The sequence below is a fragment of the Pseudomonas sp. LAMO17WK12:I1 genome (assembly GCF_900177315.1).
In the GTDB taxonomy this organism is placed as follows: domain Bacteria; phylum Pseudomonadota; class Gammaproteobacteria; order Pseudomonadales; family Pseudomonadaceae; genus Aquipseudomonas; species Aquipseudomonas marginalis.
In genome coordinates, this window is sequence record NZ_FWZV01000016.1 from 151,160 (window position 1) to 176,177 (window position 25,018).

Here is a 25,018-nt window from a genome sequence, read left to right on the forward strand (position 1 = left end):
ACGGCACGCCTGATGAGGAAAGCATCATGAGTCACTTACTGGATCAACTGCGGTTCTTCAACCGCAAGCAAAACGAATTCTCCGACGGTCACGGCGAGACCCGCAAGGAGTCCCGCGACTGGGAAAACGTCTACCGTTCGCGCTGGCAGTACGACAAGATCGTGCGCTCCACCCACGGCGTGAACTGCACCGGCTCGTGCTCGTGGAAGATCTACGTGAAGAACGGCCTGATCACCTGGGAAACCCAGCAGACCGACTACCCGCGCACCCGCAACGACCTGCCCAACCATGAGCCGCGCGGCTGCCCACGGGGTGCCAGCTACAGCTGGTACATCTACAGCGCCAACCGCCTCAAGTACCCGAAGATCCGCAAGCCGCTGCTCAAGCTGTGGCGTGAGGCGCGCCATACCCTGTCGCCGGTGGAGGCGTGGGCGAGCATCGTCGAGGACAAGGTCAAGGCCGACTCGTACAAGAGCAAACGCGGCATGGGCGGTTTCATTCGCTCGAACTGGGAGGAGGTCAACGAGATCATCGCCGCCTCCAACGTCTACACCATCAAGCAATACGGCCCGGACCGCATCGTCGGCTTCTCGCCGATCCCGGCCATGTCGATGGTCAGCTACGCGGCGGGTTCGCGTTACCTGTCGCTGCTCGGCGGCGTGTGCCTGAGCTTCTACGATTGGTACTGCGACCTGCCACCGGCCTCGCCGATGGTGTGGGGCGAGCAGACCGACGTGCCGGAATCGGCCGACTGGTACAACTCCAACTACATCATCGCCTGGGGTTCCAACGTCCCGCAGACCCGTACCCCGGACGCGCACTTCTTCACCGAGGTGCGCTACAAGGGCACCAAGACCGTGGCCATCACCCCGGACTATTCGGAAGTGGCCAAGCTCACCGACCTGTGGCTCAACCCCAAGCAGGGCACCGACGCCGCGTTGGCCCAGGCCTTCAACCATGTGATCTTCAAGGAATTTCACCTGGATAAACCGAGCGCCTACTTCACCGACTACGCCAAGCGCTTTACCGACTTGCCGCTGCTGGTGATGCTCAAGCCGATGACCGGGTTCGCGCCCGGCGCCGGCTTCCAGCCCGATCGCTTCCTGCGTGCCTCGGACCTCACCGGCAACCTCGGCCAGGACAACAACCCGGAATGGAAAACCATCGCCCTCGACGAAAGCGGTGAACTGGTGTCGCCACAAGGCTCCATCGGCTACCGCTGGGGCGAGAAGGGCAAGTGGAACATCCTCGCCAAGGAGGGCGGTGAAGGCCGTGCCATCGACCTGAAACTCAGCTTGATCGGCGACGACATCGCCGAAGTGGCCTTCCCGTATTTTGCCGGCGAAGCCCACGAGCACTTCCAGCACGTGGCCGGCGATGCCGTGCAGTTCCGCCGCGTGCCGGTGCACAGCGTGACCCTGGCTGACGGCAGCGTGGCCAAAGTGGCGACGGTGTTCGACCTGTCCGCCGCCAACCTGGCCATCGACCGTGGCCTGGGCGGCCAGAACGTGGCCAGGGACTACGACGACGCCAGCGTGCCGGGCACCCCGGCGTGGCAGGAAGCGATCACCGGTGTCAGCCGCGAGAAAGCCATCCAGATCGCCCGTGAGTTCGCCGACAACGCCGACAAGACCAAGGGCCGTTCGATGATCATCGTCGGCGCGGCGATGAACCACTGGTACCACATGGACATGAACTATCGCGGGCTGATCAATATGCTCATGCTCTGCGGTTGTGTCGGCCAGACCGGCGGCGGCTGGGCCCACTACGTCGGCCAGGAAAAACTGCGCCCGCAATGCGGCTGGCTGCCCCTGGCCTTCGGCCTCGACTGGAACCGCCCGCCACGCCAGATGAACGGCACCAGCTTCTTCTACGGCCACAGCTCGCAATGGCGCCACGAGAAGATGAGCATGCACGACGTGCTCTCGCCGCTGGCCGACAAGTCGCAATTCCCGGAACACGCCCTGGACTACAACATCCGCGCCGAACGCGCCGGCTGGTTGCCCAGTGCCCCACAGCTCAACACCAACCCGCTGCACATTTGCCGTGACGCCGCTGCAGCCGGCATGACGCCGAAGGACTACGTGGTCAAATCCTGGCAGGACGGCAGCCTGCGCTTCGCCTGCGAACAGCCGGACAGCCCGGTGAACTTCCCGCGCAACATGTTTATCTGGCGCTCCAACCTGCTCGGTTCCTCGGGCAAGGGCCATGAGTACATGCTCAAGTACCTGTTGGGCACCAAGAACGGCGTGATGAACGAAGACATCGGCCACAGCACCGAATGCAAGCCCACTGAGGCCGAATGGGTCGAAGACGGCGCCATCGGCAAGCTCGACCTGGTGACCACCCTCGACTTCCGCATGTCCTCCACCTGCGTGTATTCCGACATCGTCTTGCCGACTGCCACCTGGTACGAAAAAGACGACATGAACACCTCGGACATGCACCCGTTCATTCACCCGTTGTCGGCGGCCATCGACCCGGCGTGGGAGTCGCGTTCCGACTGGGAAATCTACAAGGGCATCGCCAAGGCGTTCTCGGCCATGTCGGTCGGCCACCTGGGCGTGGAGCAAGACCTGGTCACCGTCCCGTTGATGCACGACAGCGTCGGCGAACTGGCCCAGCCGTTTGGCGGCACCGACTGGAAAAGCGCCGGTGTGGCGCCGGTGCCGGGCAAGAACGCGCCGAACATGGCGGTGGTGGAGCGCGACTACCCGAACATCTACAAGCAGTTCTCGTCCCTGGGCCCCATGCTGGAAAAACTCGGCAACGGCGGCAAGGGCATCAACTGGAACACCGACGAAGAAGTCGAGTTCCTCGGCGAGCTGAACCATCACGAAAGCGCTGCGGGCATCAGCCACGGCCGGCCGAAAATCGACACGGCCATCGACGCCGCCGAAGTGATCCTGTCCCTGGCCCCGGAAACCAACGGCAAGGTCGCCTTGAAAGCCTGGGCCGCGCTGTCGGAATTCACCGGTATCGACCATAGCCACCTGGCGATCTCCAAGGCCCACGAAGCGATTCGCTTCCGCGACATCCAGGCGCAGCCGCGCAAGATCATCTCCAGCCCGACCTGGTCAGGCCTGGAAGACGAGCATGTGAGCTACAACGCCGGCTACACCAACGTCCATGAAAACATCCCATGGCGCACCATCACCGGCCGCCAGCAGTTCTACCAGGATCACCCGTGGATGCAGGCGTTCGGCGAGCAGCTGATGAGCTACCGGCCACCGGTCAACACCCGCACCATCGAAGGGGTGAAGGGCAAGCGCAGCAATGGCGAGACCGAGATCGTGCTGAACTGGATCACCCCGCACCAGAAGTGGGGCATCCACAGCACCTACAGCGACAACCTGCTGATGCTCACCCTGAGCCGTGGCGGACCGATCGTGTGGCTCTCGGAAATCGACGCCAAGCGCGCGGGCATCGAAGACAACGACTGGATCGAATGCTTCAACGTCAACGGCGCATTGACCGCCCGTGCGGTGGTCAGCCAGCGCGTCAAGGAAGGCATGGTGATGATGTACCACGCCCAGGAACGCATCGTGAACGTGCCGGGTTCGGAAACCACCAAGACCCGCGGCGGCCACCACAACTCGGTGACCCGCGTGGTGCTCAAGCCGACCCACATGATCGGCGGCTATGCCCAGCAGGCCTACGGTTTCAACTACTACGGCACGGTCGGTTGCAACCGCGATGAGTTTGTCGTGGTGCGCAAGATGGCCAAGGTCGACTGGCTCGATGGCTCCAGCGGTGATGATTTGCCGCGCCCATTGCCGACTGACATCGAGGAGAACTGAGATGAAAATTCGCTCACAGATCGGCATGGTCCTCAACCTGGACAAATGCATCGGCTGCCACACCTGTTCCATCACCTGCAAAAACGTGTGGACCAGCCGTGAAGGCATGGAATACGCCTGGTTCAACAACGTCGAGTCCAAGCCCGGTATCGGCTACCCCAAGGAGTGGGAGAACCAGGACAAGTGGAAGGGCGGCTGGGTGCGCAACGCCAATGGCTCGATCAACCCCCGCATCGGCGGCAAGTTCCGCGTGTTGGCGAACATCTTCGCCAACCCCGACCTGCCGAGCCTGGACGACTACTACGAGCCGTTCGACTTCGACTATCAGCACTTGCACACCGCACCATTGGGCGAGCACCAGCCGACCGCACGCCCGCGTTCGCTGGTGTCCGGCAAGCGCATGGAAAAGATCGAGTGGGGCCCGAACTGGGAGGAAATCCTCGGTACCGAATTCGCCAAGCGTCGCAAGGACAAGAACTTCGACCAGATCCAGGCCGACATTTATGGCGAGTACGAAAACACCTTCATGATGTACCTGCCGCGCCTGTGCGAGCACTGCCTCAACCCGGCGTGTGCGGCATCCTGCCCAAGCGGTGCGATCTACAAGCGTGAAGAAGACGGCATCGTGCTGATCGACCAGGAGAAGTGCCGGGGCTGGCGCATGTGCATCAGCGGTTGCCCGTACAAGAAAATCTACTTCAACTGGAAGAGCGGCAAGTCCGAGAAGTGCATCTTCTGCTACCCGCGTATCGAAGCCGGTATGCCGACCGTGTGCGCCGAAACCTGCGTGGGTCGGATTCGCTACCTCGGTGTGCTGCTGTACGACGCCGACCGCATCAGCGAAGTGGCCAGCACCGCCAACGAGCAGGACCTGTACGAGAAGCAACTGGAAATCTTCCTCGACCCGAATGACCCGGCGGTGATTCGCCAGGCCCTGGCCGACGGCGTGCCGCAGTCGGTGATCGACTCGGCCCAGCGTTCGCCGGTGTACAAAATGGCCGTCGACTGGAAGCTGGCGCTGCCGCTGCACCCGGAATACCGCACCTTGCCGATGGTCTGGTACGTGCCGCCGCTGTCACCGATCCAGAACGCCGCCGCGGCCGGCACCGTGGGCATGAACGGGGTGATCCCGGATGTGGACAGCCTGCGTATTCCGCTGCGTTACCTGGCGAACATGCTCACCGCCGGCGATGAAAAACCGGTCAAGCGTGCACTCAAGCGCCTGTTGGCGATGCGCGCCTACAAACGCTCCCAGCAAGTCGATGGCGTACAGGACCTGCAAGTGCTCGAAGACGTCGGCCTGAGCGTTGAACAGGTGGAAGAGATGTACCGCTACCTGGCCATCGCCAACTACGAAGACCGCTTCGTGGTACCGAGCGCCCACCGTGAAGACGCCATGAGCGACGCGTTCGCCGAACGCTCCGGCTGTGGTTTCAGCTTCGGCAGCGGTTGCAGCGGCAGCTCCGACACCAACATGTTCGGCGCCAAGAAAGCCAACCGCCGTGACGTGCTGAAAACCGTCCAGATCTGGGAGGACTGAGCCATGCGCATTCTTAAAGTGATTTCGTTGCTGCTGGACTACCCCACTGAAACCTTGGTGAACGGCCGCGACGAACTGGAACAGGCGATTCTCGAATCCCGGGAAATCAGCCCCAAGCAGCGCGGTGCGTTGTTCGAGCTGCTGGAACTGATCTGCGCCAATGACCTGATGGACGGCCAGGAACACTACGGCGCGCTGTTTGGCCGGGGCCGTTCGCTGTCGCTGTTGTTGTTCGAACACGTGCACGGCGAGTCCCGCGACCGTGGCCAGGCCATGGTCGACATGATGGCCCAGTACGAAGAAGCCGGCTTTGCCATCGGCGTCAAGGAGCTGCCGGACTACATCCCGTTGTACCTGGAGTTCCTGTCCACCCGCGAAGACATCGAGGCCCGGGAGGGCCTGGCGGATGTGGCGCACCTGTTGGCCTTGCTCGCTGCGCGTCTCGACGAGCGTGAGAGCGGCTATGCCAGTTGCTTCCGTGCGCTGTTGCAGATTGCCGGCGCCGAGCCGCACCAGGCCGTGGCCGAACTGCGTGCCCAGGTCGCCGCCGAACCGCGCGACGACTCCCTCGAAGCCCTGGACAAAATCTGGGAAGAGGAAGCGGTGGACTTTATGCAGGCTGAGCAACAGGACCGCTGCAGCTCGATGCCGAGCAGTCCGGGCAAGGCCCGCGAAGAAAGCGCGGTGCCGTTGCACTGGGTGGATTTTCAGCAAGAAGGCCGGGCCGCAGCGCCCGCCGGGGAGGTGGGTAATGTCTAAGTGGAATTTGCTGGTATTCGGGGTGTACCCCTATGTGGCCCTGGCGATCTGCCTGTTGGGCAGTTGGGCACGGTTCGACCTGTCGCAGTACACCTGGAAGGCCGGTTCCAGCCAGATGCTCAACAACCGTGGCATGCGCGTGGCGAGCAACTTTTTCCACATCGGCGTGCTGTTCGTGCTGGCCGGGCATTTTGTCGGCCTGCTGACCCCGGCGTCGGTCTACCACCATGTGATCAGCACTGAGCACAAGCAGTTGCTGGCGATGGTCTCGGGCGGCTTCTTCGGCCTGCTGTGCCTGGTGGGCCTGCTGATGCTGGTCAAGCGTCGCCTGGGCGATCCGCGCGTGCGGGCGACCTCGAGCCCGTCGGACATCCTGATCCTGCTGGTGTTGCTCGCGCAGTTGCTGCTGGGCCTGCTGACCATCGTCGCCTCCACCGGGCATATGGACGGCTCGGTGATGGTGATGCTCGCCGACTGGGCGCAGAACGTGGTGCTGTTGCGGCCGGTGGAAGCGGCCGAGTCGATTGCGCCGGTGTCGCTGATCTACAAGGCCCACGTGGCGCTGGGCTTGACCCTGTTTGTGCTGTTCCCGTTTACCCGCCTGGTGCACATGGTCAGCGCGCCGATCTGGTACCTGGGGCGTCGTTATCAAATCGTGCGGCAGAAGTATTGAGGAGAACGTCATGACTACAGGATGCGGATGTGGTGGCGGTAACGGCGGCAGCGGTGGTTGCGGCTCGTCGGCCAAGGAACCGGTGATGGCCGAGGCTGTGGCCCAGGCCTCTTTCGAGGAGATCAAGGCGCCGGAATTGATCGCCAGCAGTGAACAGGAATGGCCGATCATCAGCGTCAACGGCGTGGCGGTCACGCCCGAGGCCATGGCCCTGGAGTTGCAATACCACCCGGCCGCCAGCCGCGAGGAAGCGGTGTACCTGGCCGCCCGCGCGCTGGTGATCCGCGAGCTGTTGCAACAGCGGATCGCCGAGCTGGGCCTGGCGGTGGAAATCGCCGCCGGCGAGAACGAAGAAGAAGCCGCCACGCGCCTGCTGCTGGAGCGTGAGGTGACGGTGCCCGACTGCGACGAAGCCACCTGCGTGCGCTACTTCGAGAACAACCGTGGGCGCTTTCACAGCGCGCCGTTGCTGGCGGTGCGGCATATCCTGCTCGAGTGCGCGCCGGACGACGCCGAGGCGCGCCACCTGGCGCACACCCAGGCCGAAGTCCTGCTGCTGACGCTGGAAGAACATCCGGGCCAGTTTGCCGAACTGGCGCTCAAGTACTCGGCCTGCCCGTCCAAGGCACAGGGTGGTTCGCTGGGCCAGGTGAGCAAAGGCCAGACCGTGCCGGAGTTGGAGCGCCAGTTGTTCACCCTGGCCCCAGGTTTGGCCGCCAAACCGCTGGAGAGCCGCTACGGCTGGCATGTGATCAGTGTCGACCAGCGTATCGAAGGCCAGCCGTTGCCGTATGAAGCGGTAGCCGTCGCGATTCGCACCCAGTTGCAGCAAGGGGTGTGGCAGAAGGCATTGGTGCAGTACCTGCAAACCCTGATCGGCGCGGCGGACATCCGCGGCATCGCGCTGCAGGGCGCCGACTCACCGTTGGTGCAGTGACATGAGCCTGGTGGATGGGGTGGGCCGTTCGATCGATTACCTGCGTTTGTCGGTGACCGACCGTTGCGATTTTCGCTGTGTGTACTGCATGGCGAAAAACATGACATTCCTGCCGCGCCAGCAGGTGTTGACCCTGGAAGAACTGCAACGCCTGGCCGCGCTGTTCGTGGGGCAGGGCGTGCGCAAGATCCGCCTCACCGGGGGCGAACCGCTGATTCGCCCGGGCATTGTCGGGCTGTGCCGCAACATCGCGGCACTGCCGGGCTTGCGTGAACTGGTGATGACCAGCAATGGCTCGCAGTTGGCGCGACTGGCGCGGCCATTGGTGGAGGCGGGGGTCAAGCGCATGAACATCAGCCTCGACAGCCTGGATGCGCAACGCTTTCGCGCGATTACCCGTAACGGAGACCTGCGCCAGGTGCTGGACGGTATCGAGGCCGCGCGGGATGCGGGGTTCGAGCGGGTCAAGCTCAACTGCGTGGTGATGAAAGGGCGCAACTTCGACGAGGTGCCGGCGTTGGTGCGGTACGCCATCGACCAGGGTGTCGACATCAGTTTTATCGAGGAAATGCCCCTGGGGGACGTGGGGCGATCGCGGGGCGAGACGTTCTGCTCCAGCGATGAAGTACGCGCGGTGATTGCCCGTGAGCATGGGCTGATCGATAGCACCGAGAACAGCGGCGGGCCGGCGCGGTATGTGCGGTTGGCCGGGCATCCTGGGACGCGGGTGGGGTTTATTTCGCCAAATTCCCATAATTTCTGTGGCGGTTGTAATCGGGTACGGATGACGGTGGAAGGGCAGTTGCTGTTATGCCTGGGGCAGGAGGATGCGCTGGATTTTCGCGCGTTGTTACGGCGCTATCCGCTGGAGGATGGGCCGTTGGTCGAGGCGTTGCACAGGGGGTTGAAGGGCAAGCCGTTGCGGCATGATTTCAGTGGGGAGGGGGAGGTGCAGGTGGTGCGGTTTATGAATATGAGTGGGGGGTGAGGGGGGTGAGGGGTGTGTGGGGTGTGTGGGGTGGTGTGGTATTGAGTACATATCCGTTTCTTCGGTAACGGCGGCTTAGGGTTCCGCTCTTACAGCGGCTCACTTTTGGAGGGACCCAAAAGTAACCAAAAGGTCCTCGCCCCAACACTCGGCACCTCGCCTAGGCTCGGTGTGCCCGAACGAAGGCTTTGGAGCGTGGGCCGCCGCGATGGGCCATCCATGGCCCAGCGCGGCTAACCCGGCGTCCTGCCGGGTTACCCACGCTCCAAAGCCTGCGTTCGGCCAGCGTGTTTGACGGGGCGATTTTAGATCAAGAGCCAAAGCGCGGCGGCCTTAGAGCCGACCGGAGTTGGGTCTGGTGTACTCGGTAAATGTGGGAGGGGGCTTGCCCCCGATTGCAGTGGGTCAGTACCAAATCCATCAACTGACACTCCCTCATCGGGGGCTAGCCCCCTCCCACATTTGGATCTCCACATATCAGCTAGAACTCGGTCTGCTTTTGCTCTGCTTTTGCTCTGGCTTTTGATCTTGATCCTAGGCGCCCCGTCAAACACGCTGGCCGAACGCAGGCTTGAATCCGTGGGTAACCCGGCAGGACGCCGGTTAGCCGTCCTGGGCCAGGGATGGCCCATGACGGCGGCCCACGGATTCAAGCCTTCGTTCGGGCACACCGAGCCTAGGCGAGGTGCCGAGTGTTGGGGCAAGAGCCCTTTTGGTTACTTTTGGGGCTCTTTTCCAAAAGTGACCCGCCGTAAGGGCGGAACCCTAAGCCGCCGTTACCTAAATAACGGATATGTACCCAATCAAAAAACCTTGACCCCGATCAAGGGACCCCCACCCCATTCTCCGTAACCTCACTGCATATTGTGTCTGTAAACCTAAAAATATCTACATGTAGTGCCTGGAGCCCGGAAAATGCAAAACACGCTCACCCCGCTGGTCAGCACCCGCCTACACAAACGCGACGGCAGCCTGGTCCCCTTCAACGCCGAAAAAATCCACCACGCCCTGACCGCCGCCGGTACCGCCACCGGCGAGTACCAGGAGGCCGACGTCGACCTGTTACTGGGCGCTGTCCTGGCCCGCCTGAGGGGCATCGAACACCTGGACGTCGAACAAATCCAGGACAGCGTCGAACGCGTGCTGATGGACGCCGGCTACTTCCTCTCCATGCGCGCCTATATCGTCTACCGCGAACAACACGGCCGCCTGCGCCGCGACCGCAAGACCCTGGTGGAAGTCGCCACCTCGATGAACGAATACCTCGACCGCGAAGACTGGCGTGTGCAAGCCAATGCCAACCAGGGCTATTCCCTGGGCGGGCTGGTGTTGAACGTGTCGGGCAAGGTCACCGCCAACTATTGGCTCGACGAGGTCTACAGCCAGCAGATCGGCCGTGCGCACCGTGAGGCGGATCTGCATATCCATGACCTGGACATGCTCGCCGGGTATTGCGCCGGCTGGTCGCTGCGGTCGCTGTTGCACGAAGGCCTCAATGGCGTGCCGGGCCGTGTCGAAGCCGGGCCGCCCAAGCACTTGAGCAGCGCCCTGGGGCAGATGGTCAATTTCCTCGGCACCCTGCAAAACGAATGGGCCGGCGCCCAGGCGTTCAGCTCGTTCGATACCTACCTGGCGCCCTATGTGCGCAAGGATCAACTGAGTTACGCCGAGGTGCGCCAGGCGGTGCAGGAGTTCATCTACAACCTCAACGTGCCGTCGCGCTGGGGCACCCAGACGCCGTTTACCAACCTGACCTTCGACTGGGTGTGCCCGGAAGATCTGCGCGAGCAGGTACCGGTGATCGGCGGTGAGGAAATGCCGTTTGCCTATGGCGACCTGCAAGCGGAAATGGAGCTGATCAACCGCGCCTATATCGAAGTGATGCAGGCCGGCGATGCCAAGGGCCGGGTCTTCACCTTCCCGATTCCCACCTACAACATCACCCACGATTTCCCCTGGGACAGCGAGAACGCCGACCGTCTGTTCGAGATGACCGCGCGCTACGGCCTGCCGTATTTCCAGAACTTCCTCAATTCCGATATGCAACCCAACCAGGTGCGCTCGATGTGCTGCCGCCTGCAACTGGACGTGCGCGAGCTGCTCAAGCGCGGCGGTGGGTTGTTCGGTTCGGCGGAGCAGACCGGCAGCCTCGGCGTGGTGACGATCAACTGCGCACGCCTCGGCTACCTGTTCAAGGGCGACACCTCGGGCCTGTTGCAACGCCTGGACAGCCTGATGGACATGGCCATGGAAAGCCTGGAGGTCAAGCGCAAGGTGATCCAGCACCATATGGACGCCGGCTTGTACCCCTACACCAAGCGTTACCTCGGCACCTTGCGCAATCACTTCTCCACCATCGGCCTCAACGGCATGCACGAGATGCTGCGCAATTTCACCGGCGACGAGCAGGGCATGCACACCGAGGAAGGCCGCGCATTTGCCCTCAAGTTGCTCGACCATGTGCGTGCCACTTTGCTGCGCTTCCAGGAAGACACCGGCCACCTCTACAACCTCGAAGCCACCCCGGCGGAAGGCACCACCTACCGCTTCGCCAAGGAAGACCGCAAGCGCTACCCGGACATCCTGCAGGCCGGCAGCGACGTCGCGCCGTACTACACCAACTCCTCGCAACTGCCGGTGGGCTTTACCCAGGACCCCTTCGAAGCCCTGGAGCTGCAAGACGAACTGCAATGCAAATACACAGGCGGCACCGTGTTGCACCTGTACATGGCCGAGCAGATTTCCTCGGCCCAGGCCTGCAAGCAGCTGGTGCGCAAGGCGTTGGGACGTTTCCGCCTGCCGTACCTGACGATCACCCCGACGTTCTCGATCTGCCCGGTGCACGGTTACCTCGCCGGTGAGCACGAGTTCTGTCCCAAGTGCGATGAAGTGCTGGCACTGGCCGCTGCGCACTGAACCGATCTTCCAACCCGCAAGGAGATTCACCATGCAAACATCCCAGCCACAACGTCAGCGCTGCGAAGTCTGGACCCGGGTGATGGGCTATCACCGGCCCGTGTCGGCGTTCAATCCCGGTAAACAATCCGAGCACAAGGAACGCGTGCATTTCACTGAAACGGCCGCCGTGGCCGGGCGCCAATGAGTCGAGCGCTACGGGTCGGGGGCCTGGTGCCCCTGACCACCCTCGACTACCCCGGCATGCTCGCCTGTGTGCTGTTTTGCCAGGGCTGTGCCTGGCGCTGTCGTTACTGCCACAACCCGGACCTGATCCCGCCGCGCGGTAGCACGGAGGTGGATTGGCGCCGGGTGTTGCTGTTCTTGCAGCGGCGCAAGGACTTGCTCGACGCCGTGGTGTTCAGCGGCGGCGAGCCGACCTTGCAGGAAGGCTTGCCGGCGGCCATGGATGAAGTGCGGGCGATGGGCTTTCGTGTCGGCCTGCACAGCGCCGGGATCAAGCCGGCAGGGTTTGCCAATGCGTTGCGGCATGCCGATTGGGTCGGCTTTGACGTCAAGGCGCTGGCCGAGGATTGCCAGTCGATTACCCAGGTCAGGAACAGCGGTGCCGCCAACTGGCGCAGCCTCGACACCCTGTTGGCCAGCGGCGTCGAGTACGAGTGCCGCACCACGGTGCATTGGCATTTGATCGACCCGCCTCGGTTGCTGTTGCTGGCCCAGCGTTTGCAAGCGAATGGCGTGCAACGCTTTGCGGTGCAAATGGTGCGCACGGCCAGCATGCTCGATGCGCAATTGTCGAGTTCTCCGCCACAGGCTGCCTTGCCGGAGTTATGGAGCCGATTGCGCGAGTTGTTTCCTGCCTTTGTATTGCGAGGGTGATCGGCGCCCTCAAGCGGATTTTTATAGATGCTGCCCATGACGGGCAGGTGTTCATCAGGGACTATCACAATGAAGCAATTAACCACGGCACAACGCATTGTCATCGGCTTCGCGATTGCGCCGCTGGCGCTGGTCGGCTTGGTGTTTTACGCCCTTCACGACCTGGCGACCCTCAAGCAGCAGTCCGAGCAGATCGTGCAGCAGGACTGGCCCAGAATTGCGCCGATCATGGTGATCGCCACCGGGGTGCGCGATAACGGGCGCAACACCCGCGACCTGCTGATCGACCAGGACAACCAACAGGCCCAGGCCTCCATCGGCACCACGCGCGAGCGCATCACCCAGGCGTTCGCCACCCTCGAACCGCTGCTCGACACCGCCGAAGGCAAGGCCGCCTATGCCACCTTGAAAACCCACCGCGAAGCCTACGTGGCGGCCTTCACCCAGGTGCAGGCGCTGATCCGGCAAGGCGCGCGCGAGCAGGGCCTGGCCCAGCTCAAACAGCAGGTGATCCCGGCCGAGCTTGAGGTGTTCAAGAGCCTGGATGCGCTGATGGCCATGCAGGGGCGGTTGTTCGCCGAGCGTCAGCAGGCGGCGCAAACCCTGTATGACGAGGCACGACGCACCATGCTCGGGTTGTTCCTGCTGTGCCTGGCCCTGGTGGTGGTGGCGGCGGTGATCGTCACGCGCAGCGTTACCCGCCCGCTGGGCGGCGAGCCGGATGAAGTGGCGCGGGTGTTGAGTCATATCGCCGAGGGTGACCTGACCCTCGAGGTGCCGTTGGGCAACAGTATCGACGGCAGTGTGATGCGCAATCTGCACCAGATGCAGCAGAGCCTCAACCAGATGGTCCGCCATATCGCCGCGTCGGTGGACGGCGTTGCCAGCTCGTCGGAAGAGTTGAGCGCGGTCAGCGGCCAGACCAGCAGCAGCCTGCAGTTGCAGGGCCAGGAAATCGAACAGGCCGCCACGGCGGTGAATGAAATGACCGCCGCCGTCGACGAGGTGGCACGCAATGCCGTGAGCACCAGCGAAGCCTCGCGCCTGTCGGAGCAGACCGCCCAGCGTGGACAGGCGCAGGTGCAGGAAACCGTGGCGTCGATCAATACCTTGGCCACCGGTGTGGTGGAAACCTCGGAGCGTATCCAGCAGTTGGCCGGCCGTGTGCAAGACATCAGCAGCGTGCTCGAAGTGATCCGCAGCATTGCCGACCAGACCAACCTGCTGGCGTTGAACGCGGCCATCGAAGCGGCCCGCGCCGGGGAAGCCGGACGCGGGTTTGCGGTGGTCGCCGATGAAGTGCGCGCGTTGGCCCATCGCACCCAGGTCTCGACCCAGGAGATCGAGCAGATGATCGGCAATATCCGCCAGGACACCGAACACGCCGTGGCCGCCATGCACAGCAGCAGCGAGCGGGTACAGGCGACCTTGAGCGTGGCGCAACGTTCGGGAGAAGCGCTGGACGAGATCACCCGGTCGATCTCGCAGATCAACGAACGCAATATGATGATTGCCAGCGCCACCGAAGAGCAGGCGCTGGTGGCGCGGGAAGTGGATCGCAACCTGGTGGGCATTCGCAACTTGTCCCAGCAGGTGTTACAGGGCGCGATACACACCGAGACGGCCGGGCACGACCTGGCCGGGATGGCGGGGACGCTGCATCAGACGGTGGCGCGGTTCAAGGTGTAACTTCGGCTGGTGCGGTCAGGGGGCTTGTTTCCGTGGCGGCCTTCGGGCCGACCATGTCGTTGGATTTGATTGAGTACATATCCGTTGCTGCGGTCACGGCCACTTAGGGTTCCGCTCTTACAGCGGGTCACTTTTGGAAGAGCGCCAAAAGTAACCAAAAAACGCTTCGCCCCAACACTCGGCACCTCGCCTAGGCTCGGTGTGCCCTCACTCCGGCTTTGGCCAGCGTGTTTGACGGGGCGATTTGAGATCAAAAGCCAAAGCGCGGCGGCCTTAGAGCCGACCGGAGTTGTGTCTGGTGTACTGGGTTAAAAATGTGGGAGGGGGCTTGCCCCCGATAGCGGTGAGTCAGTCAACCCAAGTATCACTGACCCACCCTCATCGGGGGCAAGCCCCCTCCCACATTTGGATCGGTGTGCATCAGCCAGCCCATCCCCAGAACTGCAACCACCAGCCATAGCCCACCAGGCCGTTGCTCAGCAGTACGCACAACCACCCGAGGCAACGGCGCCGGATTCCAAGCCCCTGGAGCTGTCGCCACCCCAACCACAAGCACCAGCCAATCGCCGCGCTCAACACCAGTGCACGAGCCGGTTGCACCCACGCCAATGCCAACCCTTCATAGCGCAACAACTTCACCGTCGTCGCCGACAGCCCCAGGAACAGCCCTGCACCACCCAGGGGCGTGAGTGTCAGCGCCAGGGGCCGAAACAGTGCGCGATCGCCGGCCACAGACGCGGCCAGGCGCAGCAGCAGCCAGCAGCCACCGCCGAGCAGCAGTGCGCTGCCAGCCAGGTACAGCAGGATGCACAGGCCATCGAGCCAGCTGAAGCTGTCGTTGAGTGGCGGGTAGTGGGTGAGCAGCCACCACGGCGCGTTGTCTTGCAACGGCCACAGCCAGTCGCGGCTCACCAGCCATTCGGCGAGTGTCTGTTTCAGCGCGATAAACCACGGGCTCAAGGTCCATTGGAACGCGCCCATGGCCAGGCCGATCACGCCAAACAGCAGCAGGCGCGCATCCCACGGCGAGCCGGGTTGACGCGGCGCCTGGAGAATCTCCTGGTTGCAGGAGCGGGCGATCAGTTGCACCGCGCCGCGTTGCCCGCTGCAACGGCCACAGGCGTGGCAGTCGCTGGCGCCCTGCAGGCGGCGGATGTCCAGGAGTGGCGCGCAGTTGGGCAGCGGCAGGCGCGGGGCGTGGTTGGCTTTCCAGCGTTGTTCATCCACGGCGAAATGCACCGGCGCCAGGCGGGCGAGCAGGGCGAACACGCCGCTGACCGGACACAGGTAGCGGCACCACACGCGCTTGCCGCGCACGAACAACAGGCCGACCGCCACCGCCGCCAACGTCGAGCCGCCGAGGATCAGCAATGCTGCCTGGGCGTAGTCGTACACGCTGATCAATTGGCCGTAGAGCGTGGTGAGGCAAAAGCCCAGGGTCGGCCAGCCGCCCCAACGCAGCCAGCGCGGTATGCCCAGGCCACGCCCGTGCTGGCTGGCCCACTCGCTCAGCGAACCCTCCGGGCACAGCACGCCACACCACAGGCGCCCGAACAGCACCATCGACAGCAACACGAACGGCCACCAGATCCCCCAGAAGATAAATTGCGCCAGCAGCGTCAGGTTGTTCACCATGCGCGCCTGGCTATCCGGCAACGGCAGCGCGGCGGGCAGTACCAGCAGCACGGCATACGCCAGCACCACCGCCCATTGCATGGCACGGATCAGCCGGGCATGGCGGCGCATGCCATCGCCCAGTTGCTGCAGCCAGCTCATGCCGCGTGCCGGGCGCGACGCAAGCCGTTGCCCACCCACAGCCAGTAGCCGAGCAGTACCAACACGGTGATAAGGCTGGGGGCCGCGCGGTAGCCGGTAAAGTCGGCCAGCAGTGCGCCGAGGCCATGGCTGTCACTGAGCAGTGCGCTGCTGTCCCAGCGGCTTTCACCGAAGGCGGCGTAGACCCACTCGGGCATGTCCATGTCCAGCAGTTGCCCGCTGATGCGGTCCACTGCCGCGATCAGCAAGGCCCCGCCAAGCAGCAACAGCAGCGCCTCGCTGAGGGCGAAAAACAGTGACCAGGAGATAAAGCGCCGACTGCCGCGCAACACCAGGACCGTGAGCCCCGCCAGTGCCAGGCCGAGCAGGCCGCCGACGGCGAACAGGCCTTGCGCCTCATCGTGCAGGCGCGCCCCGGCGCCATACAAAAACACCACGGTTTCACTGCCTTCGCGGCTCACCGCCAGCAGCGCCAGTAACAACACGCCCCAGCCGCCCTGGCGCGCCAGGCGCTCGTCGGCCTCGCGTACCAGGCTGTGTTTGAGCGTGGCCGCGTTGCGGTGCATCCAGAACACCATCTGCACCATCAAGCCGCTGGCCAACAGGGTCAGCGCCGCTTGCAGCCACTCGCCCTGTGGGCCGGTCATGGCGTCGCCGGCCCAGAGCATCAAACCGGCCAGCCCGGCCGAACACAGCAACCCCAGCAACACCCCGGCCCAGAGGAAGCGGGCCAGTTGCGCATGGCCGGCCTGGCGGCTGATCCAGGCCTGCAGGATACCGATCACCAGCAGGGCCTCGACGCTTTCACGCCAGACAATAAACATCGATTGATTCATCAACGGCTCCTATTGGGCGAGGATGCTGCCTTCGGGCAATTGCGGGTTGAACTCGTCGAAGAACGGGTACAACCCCGGCTTGAGCGGGTGGATCACTACAAAGGTGGTCACCCCCGCAGACAACACCTTCTCGACCCGCAACGGCGTGCTTTCGAATTCGGCCGGGACTTGGCCGATGTTCTTGAGCACGATCTTGAAACGCTCATCGGCCTTGACCACCAGTTGTGGCGGGTCGAAGTGACCGTCCTGCAGGCTCAACGCATAGGTGGGCAACGGCGCCGCCACTGCCGCGCCGCTTAGCAGCAGGCCGCCCAGCAAGAGGGCGCGGCGCATCAATAGCCGCCTTTTTTGCCGATGCCGGCGTAGACGAATTCATAGTGCACTTCGCAGCGTTCGAACCACGGGGCGACCCCGGTTTCCTTGTCGGTATGACGGCCCAGGGAGTGGTGGCCGGCAGGCGGCAATACGTTGAAGGTGAGGGTGTATTTGCCCGGGCCTTGCAGCTTGACGTTATCGCCGTAGTGCGGCCCGTCGTTGGCGACCATGGCGTGGAAGTCGCCGCTGATGGGGGTGTCGCTGCCTGTTTTCTTCAGGGTGAAAGACAGATTGAGGTAGGGCACGAAACTGCCTTCCTGAAACCCTTGGACGTTGTCCGCCGTGGCGCGTACGTCGGCTTCCAGGTGCACATCGGAATCGGCCGTGGCGCGCATCATGCCGGCGGGTGCCATCTCGATCGGTTGCAGGTACACCGCGCCGATTTCCAGGCCGGGACAGTGTTGCGGTTCGCCGATGGGGTACTCCTTGGCAGCTGCCACGGAGGTGCTCAGCAGCAGGGTAAGGCACAGCAAAGAACGGGTACGCATGGAGGCTTCCTGATGGGTGTAGAGAGAACCCGAGTCTAGGAAGGACAGCAGTAAATAATAATGATTCTTGTCAAGTTCCGAGGATATTTCATCTTGGCCAGGCTTGATGCCGGTCAAGGTTGTACAGGCTGTATGGGGGTAGGTTGCAGGGAGTGTTCGTCGCCAGGGAGTCGACTCATGGCCAAGCCTTTCCCGCTGCACCCCAAGCATCCCGAACGTATCTGTTGGGGCTGTGACCGCTACTGCGCGGCCGCCGACCTGGCGTGCGGCAATGGCGCCGACCGCACCATGCACCCGGCCGAGATGCTCGGGGATGACTGGTACGAGCATGGCGACTGGGGGCTGGCGCCCGAGCCGCCGGTGGCGGATGAACCCTCAGCTGCCTGAGCGGGGTTTTTCCTTGCCGTCTTTAGGGGGGGCAGCCGGCCTGGCGGGTTTGCTCGGCGGTTTGGCGGTGTCCTTGGTTTTTTTGTCGCTGTCCGAGGGGCTGCTGGGGTAAGTCCCCGGTGGCAGGGCGGAGCCGGCGGCGCTGTCGCCACTCAAGGCGTTGGCGGCAGGTTCCGGGTTATCGCCAAAGGCGGCGAGGGCGGGGCCGGCGAGCAGGGCCGACAGGCCGACGATAAGCACAATCCGTTGGGACGATCTGGTCTTCATGACGCTATCCCCTATCGTGTGGATGTATCAGGAGCCTGGATGAATTCCAGGCTCCGGTCCTGCCTCGATCAAGCCGCCATCGGCTTGCTCGATTGCGACTTTTTATGCGCCGCTTTCATGGCTTCCATTTCGGCGCCCAACTCTTCAAGCAATGCCTTGCCCAGCAGCTTTTTGGCCTGGGGGAACATCTCGGTTTCCTCTTCTTCGATATGGTGCTCGAGCAGTTCCTTGACCACTTTGACGCGGCCGGAAAACTCGGTGGTCGAAGGTTCGGTCTGCTTCAGGTCGGGCAGCACCAGGGCGTCAACGGTGCGGTGCTCTTCCTTGGCCTCGTGGTACATGATGTCCTGTTCCTTGCCGCCGGCCTTTCTGAACGCCGGGTAGAGGATTTCTTCTTCCAGCCTGGTGTGCAGGCTGATTTCCGCTTCCAGCTTGGCCAGCAGCTCGGTGCGCTTTTTCACCCCGCGTTCGGTGGACTCACTCAATTGAGTCAACAGGGCCTTTACGCGTTCGTGGTCGGCTTTGAGCAGGTCAATGGCATTCATCGGTGACACCTCACGGGAAACTCAGGGCGCGTCGATATGCACGCCTCGTCCCGTGCAGTGGTGCATCAGGCGTACCAACTTGAGTGTTTTTAAATTGGCCTTTCAATTCAATTGGTTGAAGAGGATTGCAGAGAGCGCCTGTCGTGCAGGTTGCATGGTCGGCCTGGGACCACGTTGCATTCCACCACCCAGGAAAATTTAAATGAACCCTCGCGGCCGATGCTTGAACTAACGCATACGACCTAGGAGGTGAAGCATGGAAATTCAATATATCTGGATTGCGTTGGCGGTGATTCTGCTGCTGTTGGAATTGTGGGCGATCAATATCGTATTGCGCAGCACCAGTGGCTGGGAGACCAAGGGCTTATGGCTGGTGATCCTGATCTTCGTACCGCTGGTGGGCTTGATTGCATGGGCCATGTTCGGACCCAAGCGGGAGATGCCGGAACAGCGTAAAAGCTGAGTGGCAGGGGTAACGCAAAACAGGCGCCGAAAGGCGCCTGTTTTGCGTTCAACGTTGGCGGTTCAACCAGCGACAGCCTGGGCAATCGCCTCGTTGAAAGCAGGCAGATCGTCCGGTGTACGCGAGGTGATCAAGGTCCAGCCATTGGCCTGGCATTGCTTGACTGCGGTATCGACCCACCCGGCCGCGCCAGCGTTTTCCAGGTCGATGCGCACGCTTTTGTAAGAGGTCAGGGTCTTGCCCTTGATTACGCCGGCGTCGATCAGCGTCCATGGGCCGTGACAGATCGCCGCGATGGTTTTACCGGCTTGGGCAAAGTCCTTGATCAGGCGCAGCGCCGCCGCGTCCTGGCGCAGGGTATCGGCATTGACGGTACCGCCAGGGATTACAAGGGCGTCAAAGTCGCTGCTGGCCACGTCCGACAGCTGCACGTCGGATTCCACGGTTTTGTCCTTCTCGGTGTCGCCGACAAAGGTCTGGGTGGAGCCGCCTTTGCTGGACGCGTGGGTCACCGTGGCGCCATGGCCGCGCAGTGCTTCCAGGGGCTTGAGCAGTTCGTCGCGCTCGATGCCGGTGTTGGAGGTGATGACCAGAATCTTCTTGCCGTTAAGGTGTGAGCTCATGATCGAGTGTCTCCTGAGGGGGGATGATTGAAGAGGCGATATGGGAGAGTGGATCGAGTCCGGGCGGCAAAGGTTTAAATTAATTTGCGCTTTTTTCGTGGGCGGTTGGTGCGGGCAATTTCCTTGAACTATCGAAACTCACCGGCCTCTGCTGCATAAGTGCCCGGCGCTTTCGCGGGCCTTCAACTGCCAGGAGATTTCACTGTGACCGCCACCTCGATCAAGGACACCGAACGCCAGGCCGACGCCATCAACGAACGGGCGGATGATGCCGAGCGCAAGCTGGGGCACTGAGCATGGCCAAGGCTATTTCAGCGGCTGAACTGGGCATCGATCTCAAGCCTGGGGATGACGCCAGCCTGTTCAAGTGGCTTGTCGCCAGCTTCCTGATGGGCAAGCGCATCCAGGCACCGATTGCCGCCCAGGCCTACAAGGTGATCGTTGAAGAAGAGGGGCGCGATACGGCGCGCAAGCTGCAACATTGCACCTCCAAGGAATTGGTGGCGATGTTGGGGCGTGCCCACTACGTGCGGTACGACGAAAGCACCGCACAGCGCCTGCTGGACCTGAGTGCCAAGCTGAACGCCGAATACGCCGGCAAGATCAGCCATATCCGCAGTGCCAGCGAAAACCGCCAGGCGTTCGAACAGCGCCTGGGTGAATTTGACGGCGTGGGGCCCAAGACCATCGAGATTTTCATGCGCGATGCGGCCAAGGTGCTGTCGTGGTGAGCGGGCTTGTTGTGGCTAGTGAGCTTGTTGTGGTGAGCAAGCTTTTTTTGTAGTGAGCAGGCTTTTTGTGGTGAGCGGGCTTGCCCCGCGCTGGGCTGCGAAGCGGCCCTAAAACCAGTCATCGCGTTCAGGCAGGCAGGATAATGGCGGTGGCCTTATGAGGGGCCGCTACGCGCCCCAGCGCGGGGCAAGCCCGCTCACCACAGCAAGCCCGCTCACCACAAAAAGCCTGCTCACCACAGCAAGCCCGCTCACCATAAAAAAGCTTGCCCACCACAATAAGCCTGCTGGCCACAACAGAGCCTGCCAGCCACGCCGCCATTTGATGCCCTGTACCTACTCGACCTCGACCCGCAACACCTCCAACCCTAACTGCTCATACGCCTCCACACTCGGCACATGCCACTCGGTGATCAACGTGTGGATACGGTTGCACGGCGCCACCACAAACGGTTCCACCGCACCCAGTTTGTCGGCCGTGGTCACCGCCACCACATGGGAGGCGCTGTCGAGCAGGGCCTGTTTGACCGCGACTTCATCAAAATGCAGCGAGCTGATGCCCACTTGCGGATGCAGTGCGCACACCCCGGTAAACAGCAGGTCGGCCTTGATGCCCTGGATCAGGCGCACCGCCTCGTGACCGCTGGTGGACAAGGTGGCCGGGTTGAGTTGGCCGCCGGCAAGTATCACTTTTACATCGCGGTGGTCGGCCAGGGCGATGGCGATCATCGGTGATGGCGTGACCACCGTGAGGCGGATCGAGTGCGGTAACGACTGGGCGATCTGCAAGGTGGTGGAGCCGGAATCGAACAGCACGATCTGGCCGTCTTGCACCTGGTCGGCGGCGAGTTGCGCGAGTTGACGCTTGGCTTCATTGGTCTCACCGACGCGGGTGAAGAAGTCCTTGCCGGTGTCCTTGGGCCGGGGCAGGGCGCCACCGTGCACGCGCTGCAACAGGCCGGCGGCGGCGAGTTCGCCGAGGTCGCGGCGGATGGTGTCCTGGGACACGGCGAAGTGCTCCACCAACTCCGAGGCAGTGACTTTGCCGTCGCGTTCCAGCAGTAACAGGATCTTTTGTTTGCGCAGGGAAGGCAGGTCGATGGCGTGATGGGTGTTGTGCATGTTTGTGCGCTTTTTTGCGGGTTTGTGCGAGATTAATCTGCAGTCGATATAAACGCAATGGCTGGTTGCCCACCCGTGGGGCGGTTACTCTCTGCGCTCAGTTCAGGGAGAGGTGACCTAGATGTCGTTGATTACAACCATCGAAGATTTACGCAAGCTGGCGCAAAAGCGGGTGCCACGGATGTTCTACGATTACGCCGATTCCGGGTCCTGGACTGAAAGCACCTACCGCGCCAATGAAAGCGATTTTGCCCGGATCAAATTCCGCCAGCGCGTGGCGCGCAATATCGATGAACGTTCGATCCGCGCCACCATGCTCGGCCAGGACATGGCCATGCCCGTTGCCTTGGCCCCCACCGGTCTGGCGGGCATGCAGCATGCCGATGGCGAGATTCTTACCGCCCGGGCCGCCGCCGCGTTTGGCCTGCGCTATACCTTGTCGACCATGAGTATCTGCTCGTTGGAGGACATCGCCGAACAGGTCGGCAAGCCGTTCTGGTTCCAGCTGTATGTGATGCGCGACCGTGGCTTTGTCGAGCAATTGATCGAACGTGCCAAGGCGGCCGGCGTGGACGCACTGGTGCTGACCCTGGACCTGCAGATCCTCGGGCAGCGTCACAAGGATTTGATCAACGGCTTGTCGGCACCGCCCAGGTTGACCTTGCCGAACCTCCTCAACATGGCCACCAGGCCGCGCTGGGTGATGGGCATGCTCGGTACCCGGCGGCGTGGCTTCGGCAATATCGTCGGGCATGTGAAGGGCGTCGCGGACATGCGGTCGCTGTCGTCGTGGACCGCCCAGCAATTCGACCCGCGCCTGAGCTGGGACGATGTGGAATGGATCAAGCAGTGCTGGGGCGGCAAGCTGATCATCAAGGGCATCCTCGATGTGGAAGACGCGCGCCTGGCCGCCAATTCCGGTGCCGATGCACTGGTGGTGAGCAACCATGGTGGCCGCCAGTTGGATGGTGCGCCGTCGAGCATCAGCCAGTTGCCGGCGATTGTCGACGCGGTGGGCGAACGCATTGAGGTGTGGCTCGATGGCGGCATTCGCTCCGGCCAGGACGTGCTCAAGGCGATGGCACTCGGCGCCAAGGGCACCATGATCGGTCGCCCGCATTTGTATGGTCTGGGCGCGATGGGCGAAGCAGGGGTGACCAAGGCACTCGAGATCATCGCCCGTGAATTGGACGTGTCGATGGCGCTGTGTGGCTATAACGATATACGCGATGTGAATCGCAAGATTCTGCTGCCGGGTACATTTCCAGAAACCGTTTAATCAGCAAAAAAATCGTAAAAAAATAAAAAGAGTTGTCCACGAAAACCGTGGGTATCTCTGTGGATAACTTTGCGAACGCCCGGCAGGGTTGGCGATTTAACCAAAGGTTAATATTTGATCAACTGCCGGCGAGGGCCAGTATGGGCAGGGTTTGCGCTTGACAGCCCAGCGCGAACCCAGTGCCGAAAAACGGATTTATGACTCGTTGTCACGGCCGGTTGTGTGGGTGACAACCTGGGCGGGCATCTTCGCTTGCATCAGGTTGTCGAGTGCCTGGCGATAGCTGCGACCGGCCAGGCTCATGCTGTTGTTGTGGCTGGCACCCGGCACCAACAAGAGGCGCTTGGGTTGCCGGGCCGCTTCAAATAGTTGCTCGCTGAAACGGGGCGGCACATAGCGATCATCCAGGCCATGCACCACCAGCAATGGCATATGGATATCGGCGATCTTGTCGATGGAGTCGAACTTCTGCGACAGCAACCAACGCACCGGCAGCGAGGTGTTGGCCACCGCCGTGGCCACATCGGCCAGGGAGGTGAAGGTGGACTCGATCACCAGCCCACGTACCGGCAGTGGCGTTTGCTTGCCCAGTTCGGCGGCCAGGTCGATGGCTACCGCGCCGCCGAGGGAGTGCCCGTAGATCAGGCGCTTGCCGGGGTCCGGCTGCAGCACCTGGAAGCGTTCCCAGGCGATGCGCGCGTCTTCGTAGACCGTGGTTTCCGAGGGCAGCTCGCCGTGGCTCTGGCCAAAACCGCGATAGTCGATGGCCAGCACCGAGTAACCCAGGGCGTGCAACTGCTCGATGCGAAACAGCTGCCCGGTGAGGTTCCAGCGTACGCCATGCAGGTAGAGGATCGCCGGTGCGTCCTTGTTGGCTGCCGGGTACCACCAGCCATGAATGTTCTGCCCCGATTTGAAACTGGCGGGCTTGAGCTCGAATTCCTGCACCGCCTTGGGCAAGCCGCTGTACCAACTGGCGGTGCCGGGTTCGATGCGAAACACCAGCTCGCGCTCCTTGTGTTGCAGCACCGCGCAGCCCACGGGCAGGCCGACGATCAACAGTGCCATGCACAGCAGGGGAAACCAGCGCAGGCTCAGGCGCGATAGAAAACGAGAGGGCATGGAGATTCCTGGGCAAAGGTGAAGCTGGGGTTTTACCAGATGGCCTGCACAGGCAGGTATAAATTCGACGGCCGCGCAGGGGGATTGCTTGCAAAGTGTTACAGCATTTGACGCCATTGATGTCGGCGCGACATGCTCGTGCTCTTTTGAGCAAAGGCCTGACCATGGACAACAGCCCCGTTCGCATCACCGCCGAAGAGACCCTCTCGGACAACTGGTACCTGCTGAAAAAATACAGCTTCGACCTGCGTCGCCGCGACGGCAGTTGGCAAGCCCAGACCCGCGAGGTGTATGACCGCGGCAATGGCGCGACCATCCTGCTGTACAACCGCGAGCAACGCACGGTGTTGCTGATTCGCCAGTTCCGCATGCCCACCTTCGTCAATGACTACCACGGCTATCTGATTGAAGCGGCGGCGGGGCTGCTGGACAACGCCAGCCCCGAAGAGCGCATTCGCCTGGAGGCCGAGGAAGAGACCGGCTACCGCGTCGGCCATGTAGAGAAGATCTATGCGGCGTTCATGAGCCCGGGGTCGGTCACTGAGCGGATTCACTTTTTTCTCGGCGAGTACCAGCCGGGGGACCGGGTCGGCCATGGCGGCGGCCTGGAAGAGGAGGGCGAGGACATCGAGGTGCTGGAGCTGGGTTTCGAGCAGGCACTGGCCATGGTGCAGAGCGGCGAGATCGCCGACGGCAAGACCATCATGCTGTTGCAGCACCTGGAGTTGCGCATGTTGAAAGAAGGCTGGTGAGCCCTTTCCAGCGCTCCCCCTTAAACAGCACGTACATGCAATTTTCCTGACGCTGTCCTCGGCAAACTCCC

At 62.5% G+C, this 25,018-nt stretch carries 24 protein-coding genes; 15 read left to right on the top strand and 9 right to left on the bottom strand.

Translation table 11 applies throughout. The features are described 5' to 3' along the window. Positions 1–26 precede the first annotated feature (26 nt). The 10 genes from B9N88_RS27200 (at position 27) to B9N88_RS27255 (ending at position 14,181) form a co-directional block, all read left to right on the top strand. Positions 27–3,800 carry a nitrate reductase subunit alpha gene (locus B9N88_RS27200; protein ID WP_027607175.1) on the top strand — a complete coding sequence of 1,258 codons (3,774 nt, stop codon included), beginning with the start codon at positions 27–29 and terminating at the stop codon, positions 3,798–3,800. 1 nt (position 3,801) lies between these two features. Further along, complete coding sequence (gene narH, locus B9N88_RS27205; RefSeq protein WP_027607174.1) at positions 3,802–5,340, top strand: nitrate reductase subunit beta; 1,539 nt, start codon at positions 3,802–3,804, stop codon at positions 5,338–5,340. A 3-nt stretch (positions 5,341–5,343) separates the two neighbouring features. After that, on the top strand, positions 5,344–6,099 hold the full coding sequence (gene narJ, locus B9N88_RS27210; RefSeq protein WP_027607173.1) for a nitrate reductase molybdenum cofactor assembly chaperone: 756 nt from the start codon (positions 5,344–5,346) through the stop codon (positions 6,097–6,099). Then, positions 6,092–6,772: a respiratory nitrate reductase subunit gamma gene (gene narI / locus B9N88_RS27215; RefSeq protein WP_027607172.1), complete on the top strand. Its 681-nt coding sequence runs from the start codon at positions 6,092–6,094 to the stop codon at positions 6,770–6,772. The genes narJ and narI overlap by 8 nt, the downstream gene beginning before the upstream one ends. 10 nt (positions 6,773–6,782) lie before the next feature. Then, positions 6,783–7,709, top strand: coding sequence for a peptidylprolyl isomerase (locus B9N88_RS27220; RefSeq protein ID WP_027607171.1), 927 nt, complete (start codon positions 6,783–6,785; stop codon positions 7,707–7,709). A 1-nt stretch (position 7,710) separates the two neighbouring features. Continuing rightward, complete coding sequence (moaA, locus tag B9N88_RS27225; protein WP_027607170.1) at positions 7,711–8,697, top strand: GTP 3',8-cyclase MoaA; 987 nt, start codon at positions 7,711–7,713, stop codon at positions 8,695–8,697. Between the two features lie 915 nt (positions 8,698–9,612). Beyond that, positions 9,613–11,613 carry a ribonucleoside triphosphate reductase gene (locus tag B9N88_RS27240; RefSeq protein ID WP_027607169.1) on the top strand — a complete coding sequence of 667 codons (2,001 nt, stop codon included), beginning with the start codon at positions 9,613–9,615 and terminating at the stop codon, positions 11,611–11,613. A gap of 31 nt (positions 11,614–11,644) precedes the next feature. Beyond that, positions 11,645–11,800 (top strand): anaerobic ribonucleoside-triphosphate reductase, encoded by a 156-nt coding sequence (gene nrdD, locus B9N88_RS27245; RefSeq protein ID WP_027607168.1) that lies wholly within the window; start codon positions 11,645–11,647, stop codon positions 11,798–11,800. Continuing rightward, the gene (locus tag B9N88_RS27250; RefSeq protein ID WP_043293716.1) at positions 11,797–12,492 is read left to right on the top strand and encodes an anaerobic ribonucleoside-triphosphate reductase activating protein; all 696 of its coding nucleotides are present in this window, start codon (positions 11,797–11,799) and stop codon (positions 12,490–12,492) included. Before nrdD ends, B9N88_RS27250 begins: the two co-directional genes overlap by 4 nt. Positions 12,493–12,561: 69 nt before the next feature. Further along, positions 12,562–14,181 carry a methyl-accepting chemotaxis protein gene (locus tag B9N88_RS27255; RefSeq protein ID WP_027607166.1) on the top strand — a complete coding sequence of 540 codons (1,620 nt, stop codon included), beginning with the start codon at positions 12,562–12,564 and terminating at the stop codon, positions 14,179–14,181. 420 nt (positions 14,182–14,601) lie between these two features. Here B9N88_RS27255 and B9N88_RS27260 read toward each other — a convergent pair whose 3' ends face one another. From B9N88_RS27260 to B9N88_RS27275, 4 genes are read right to left on the bottom strand one after another with little or no spacing between them, the layout of a single operon-like run. Continuing rightward, positions 14,602–15,957, bottom strand: coding sequence for a 4Fe-4S binding protein (locus tag B9N88_RS27260; protein WP_027607165.1), 1,356 nt, complete (start codon positions 15,955–15,957; stop codon positions 14,602–14,604). Continuing rightward, the gene (locus B9N88_RS27265) at positions 15,954–16,793 is read right to left on the bottom strand and encodes an FTR1 family iron permease (protein WP_027607164.1); all 840 of its coding nucleotides are present in this window, start codon (positions 16,791–16,793) and stop codon (positions 15,954–15,956) included. The genes B9N88_RS27260 and B9N88_RS27265 overlap by 4 nt, the downstream gene beginning before the upstream one ends. Positions 16,794–16,802: 9 nt before the next feature. Then, on the bottom strand, positions 16,803–17,126 hold the full coding sequence (locus B9N88_RS27270) for a cupredoxin domain-containing protein (RefSeq protein WP_027607163.1): 324 nt from the start codon (positions 17,124–17,126) through the stop codon (positions 16,803–16,805). Next, entirely contained in the window at positions 17,126–17,656 is a 531-nt protein-coding gene (locus tag B9N88_RS27275; RefSeq protein ID WP_027607162.1) for an iron transporter, read from the bottom strand. The genes B9N88_RS27270 and B9N88_RS27275 overlap by 1 nt, the downstream gene beginning before the upstream one ends. Positions 17,657–17,833: 177 nt before the next feature. Here B9N88_RS27275 and B9N88_RS27280 point away from each other — a divergent pair, with 177 nt between their 5' ends. Then, positions 17,834–18,043 carry a DUF3079 domain-containing protein gene (locus B9N88_RS27280; protein WP_027607161.1) on the top strand — a complete coding sequence of 70 codons (210 nt, stop codon included), beginning with the start codon at positions 17,834–17,836 and terminating at the stop codon, positions 18,041–18,043. Here B9N88_RS27280 and B9N88_RS27285 read toward each other — a convergent pair. Both B9N88_RS27285 and B9N88_RS27290 read right to left on the bottom strand, forming a co-directional pair. Then, positions 18,032–18,310, bottom strand: a complete 279-nt coding sequence (locus tag B9N88_RS27285; RefSeq protein WP_027607160.1) for a hypothetical protein — start codon at positions 18,308–18,310, stop codon at positions 18,032–18,034. The two genes, B9N88_RS27280 and B9N88_RS27285, sit on opposite strands and share 12 nt — an antisense overlap. Positions 18,311–18,378: 68 nt before the next feature. Further along, positions 18,379–18,855, bottom strand: a complete 477-nt coding sequence (locus tag B9N88_RS27290) for a hemerythrin domain-containing protein (protein ID WP_027607159.1) — start codon at positions 18,853–18,855, stop codon at positions 18,379–18,381. A gap of 256 nt (positions 18,856–19,111) precedes the next feature. Between B9N88_RS27290 and B9N88_RS27295 the strand changes: the two genes are divergently transcribed. Beyond that, complete coding sequence (locus B9N88_RS27295; protein WP_027607158.1) at positions 19,112–19,318, top strand: PLD nuclease N-terminal domain-containing protein; 207 nt, start codon at positions 19,112–19,114, stop codon at positions 19,316–19,318. Between the two features lie 62 nt (positions 19,319–19,380). On the opposite strand, the gene B9N88_RS27300 is transcribed toward B9N88_RS27295, so the two are convergent. Then, positions 19,381–19,941, bottom strand: coding sequence for a type 1 glutamine amidotransferase domain-containing protein (locus B9N88_RS27300; RefSeq protein ID WP_027607157.1), 561 nt, complete (start codon positions 19,939–19,941; stop codon positions 19,381–19,383). Positions 19,942–20,237: 296 nt separating this feature from the next. On the opposite strand from B9N88_RS27300, the gene B9N88_RS27305 reads away from it, so the two are divergent. Next, positions 20,238–20,672, top strand: a complete 435-nt coding sequence (locus B9N88_RS27305; RefSeq protein ID WP_027607156.1) for a hypothetical protein — start codon at positions 20,238–20,240, stop codon at positions 20,670–20,672. A 336-nt stretch (positions 20,673–21,008) separates the two neighbouring features. Here B9N88_RS27305 and B9N88_RS27310 read toward each other — a convergent pair whose 3' ends face one another. Next, a complete protein-coding gene (locus B9N88_RS27310; RefSeq protein WP_027607155.1) occupies positions 21,009–21,794 on the bottom strand; it encodes a DeoR/GlpR family DNA-binding transcription regulator in 786 nt (261 codons plus the stop codon). A 121-nt stretch (positions 21,795–21,915) separates the two neighbouring features. Between B9N88_RS27310 and B9N88_RS27315 the strand changes: the two genes are divergently transcribed. Further along, positions 21,916–23,073: an alpha-hydroxy acid oxidase gene (locus B9N88_RS27315; RefSeq protein ID WP_027607154.1), complete on the top strand. Its 1,158-nt coding sequence runs from the start codon at positions 21,916–21,918 to the stop codon at positions 23,071–23,073. A 195-nt stretch (positions 23,074–23,268) separates the two neighbouring features. Here the strand turns inward: B9N88_RS27315 and B9N88_RS27320 are convergent, their stop codons facing one another. Continuing rightward, positions 23,269–24,195 (bottom strand): alpha/beta hydrolase, encoded by a 927-nt coding sequence (locus tag B9N88_RS27320; protein ID WP_027607153.1) that lies wholly within the window; start codon positions 24,193–24,195, stop codon positions 23,269–23,271. A 164-nt stretch (positions 24,196–24,359) separates the two neighbouring features. On the opposite strand from B9N88_RS27320, the gene B9N88_RS27325 reads away from it, so the two are divergent. Beyond that, the gene (locus tag B9N88_RS27325; protein WP_027607152.1) at positions 24,360–24,947 is read left to right on the top strand and encodes an NUDIX domain-containing protein; all 588 of its coding nucleotides are present in this window, start codon (positions 24,360–24,362) and stop codon (positions 24,945–24,947) included. Positions 24,948–25,018 lie beyond the last annotated feature (71 nt).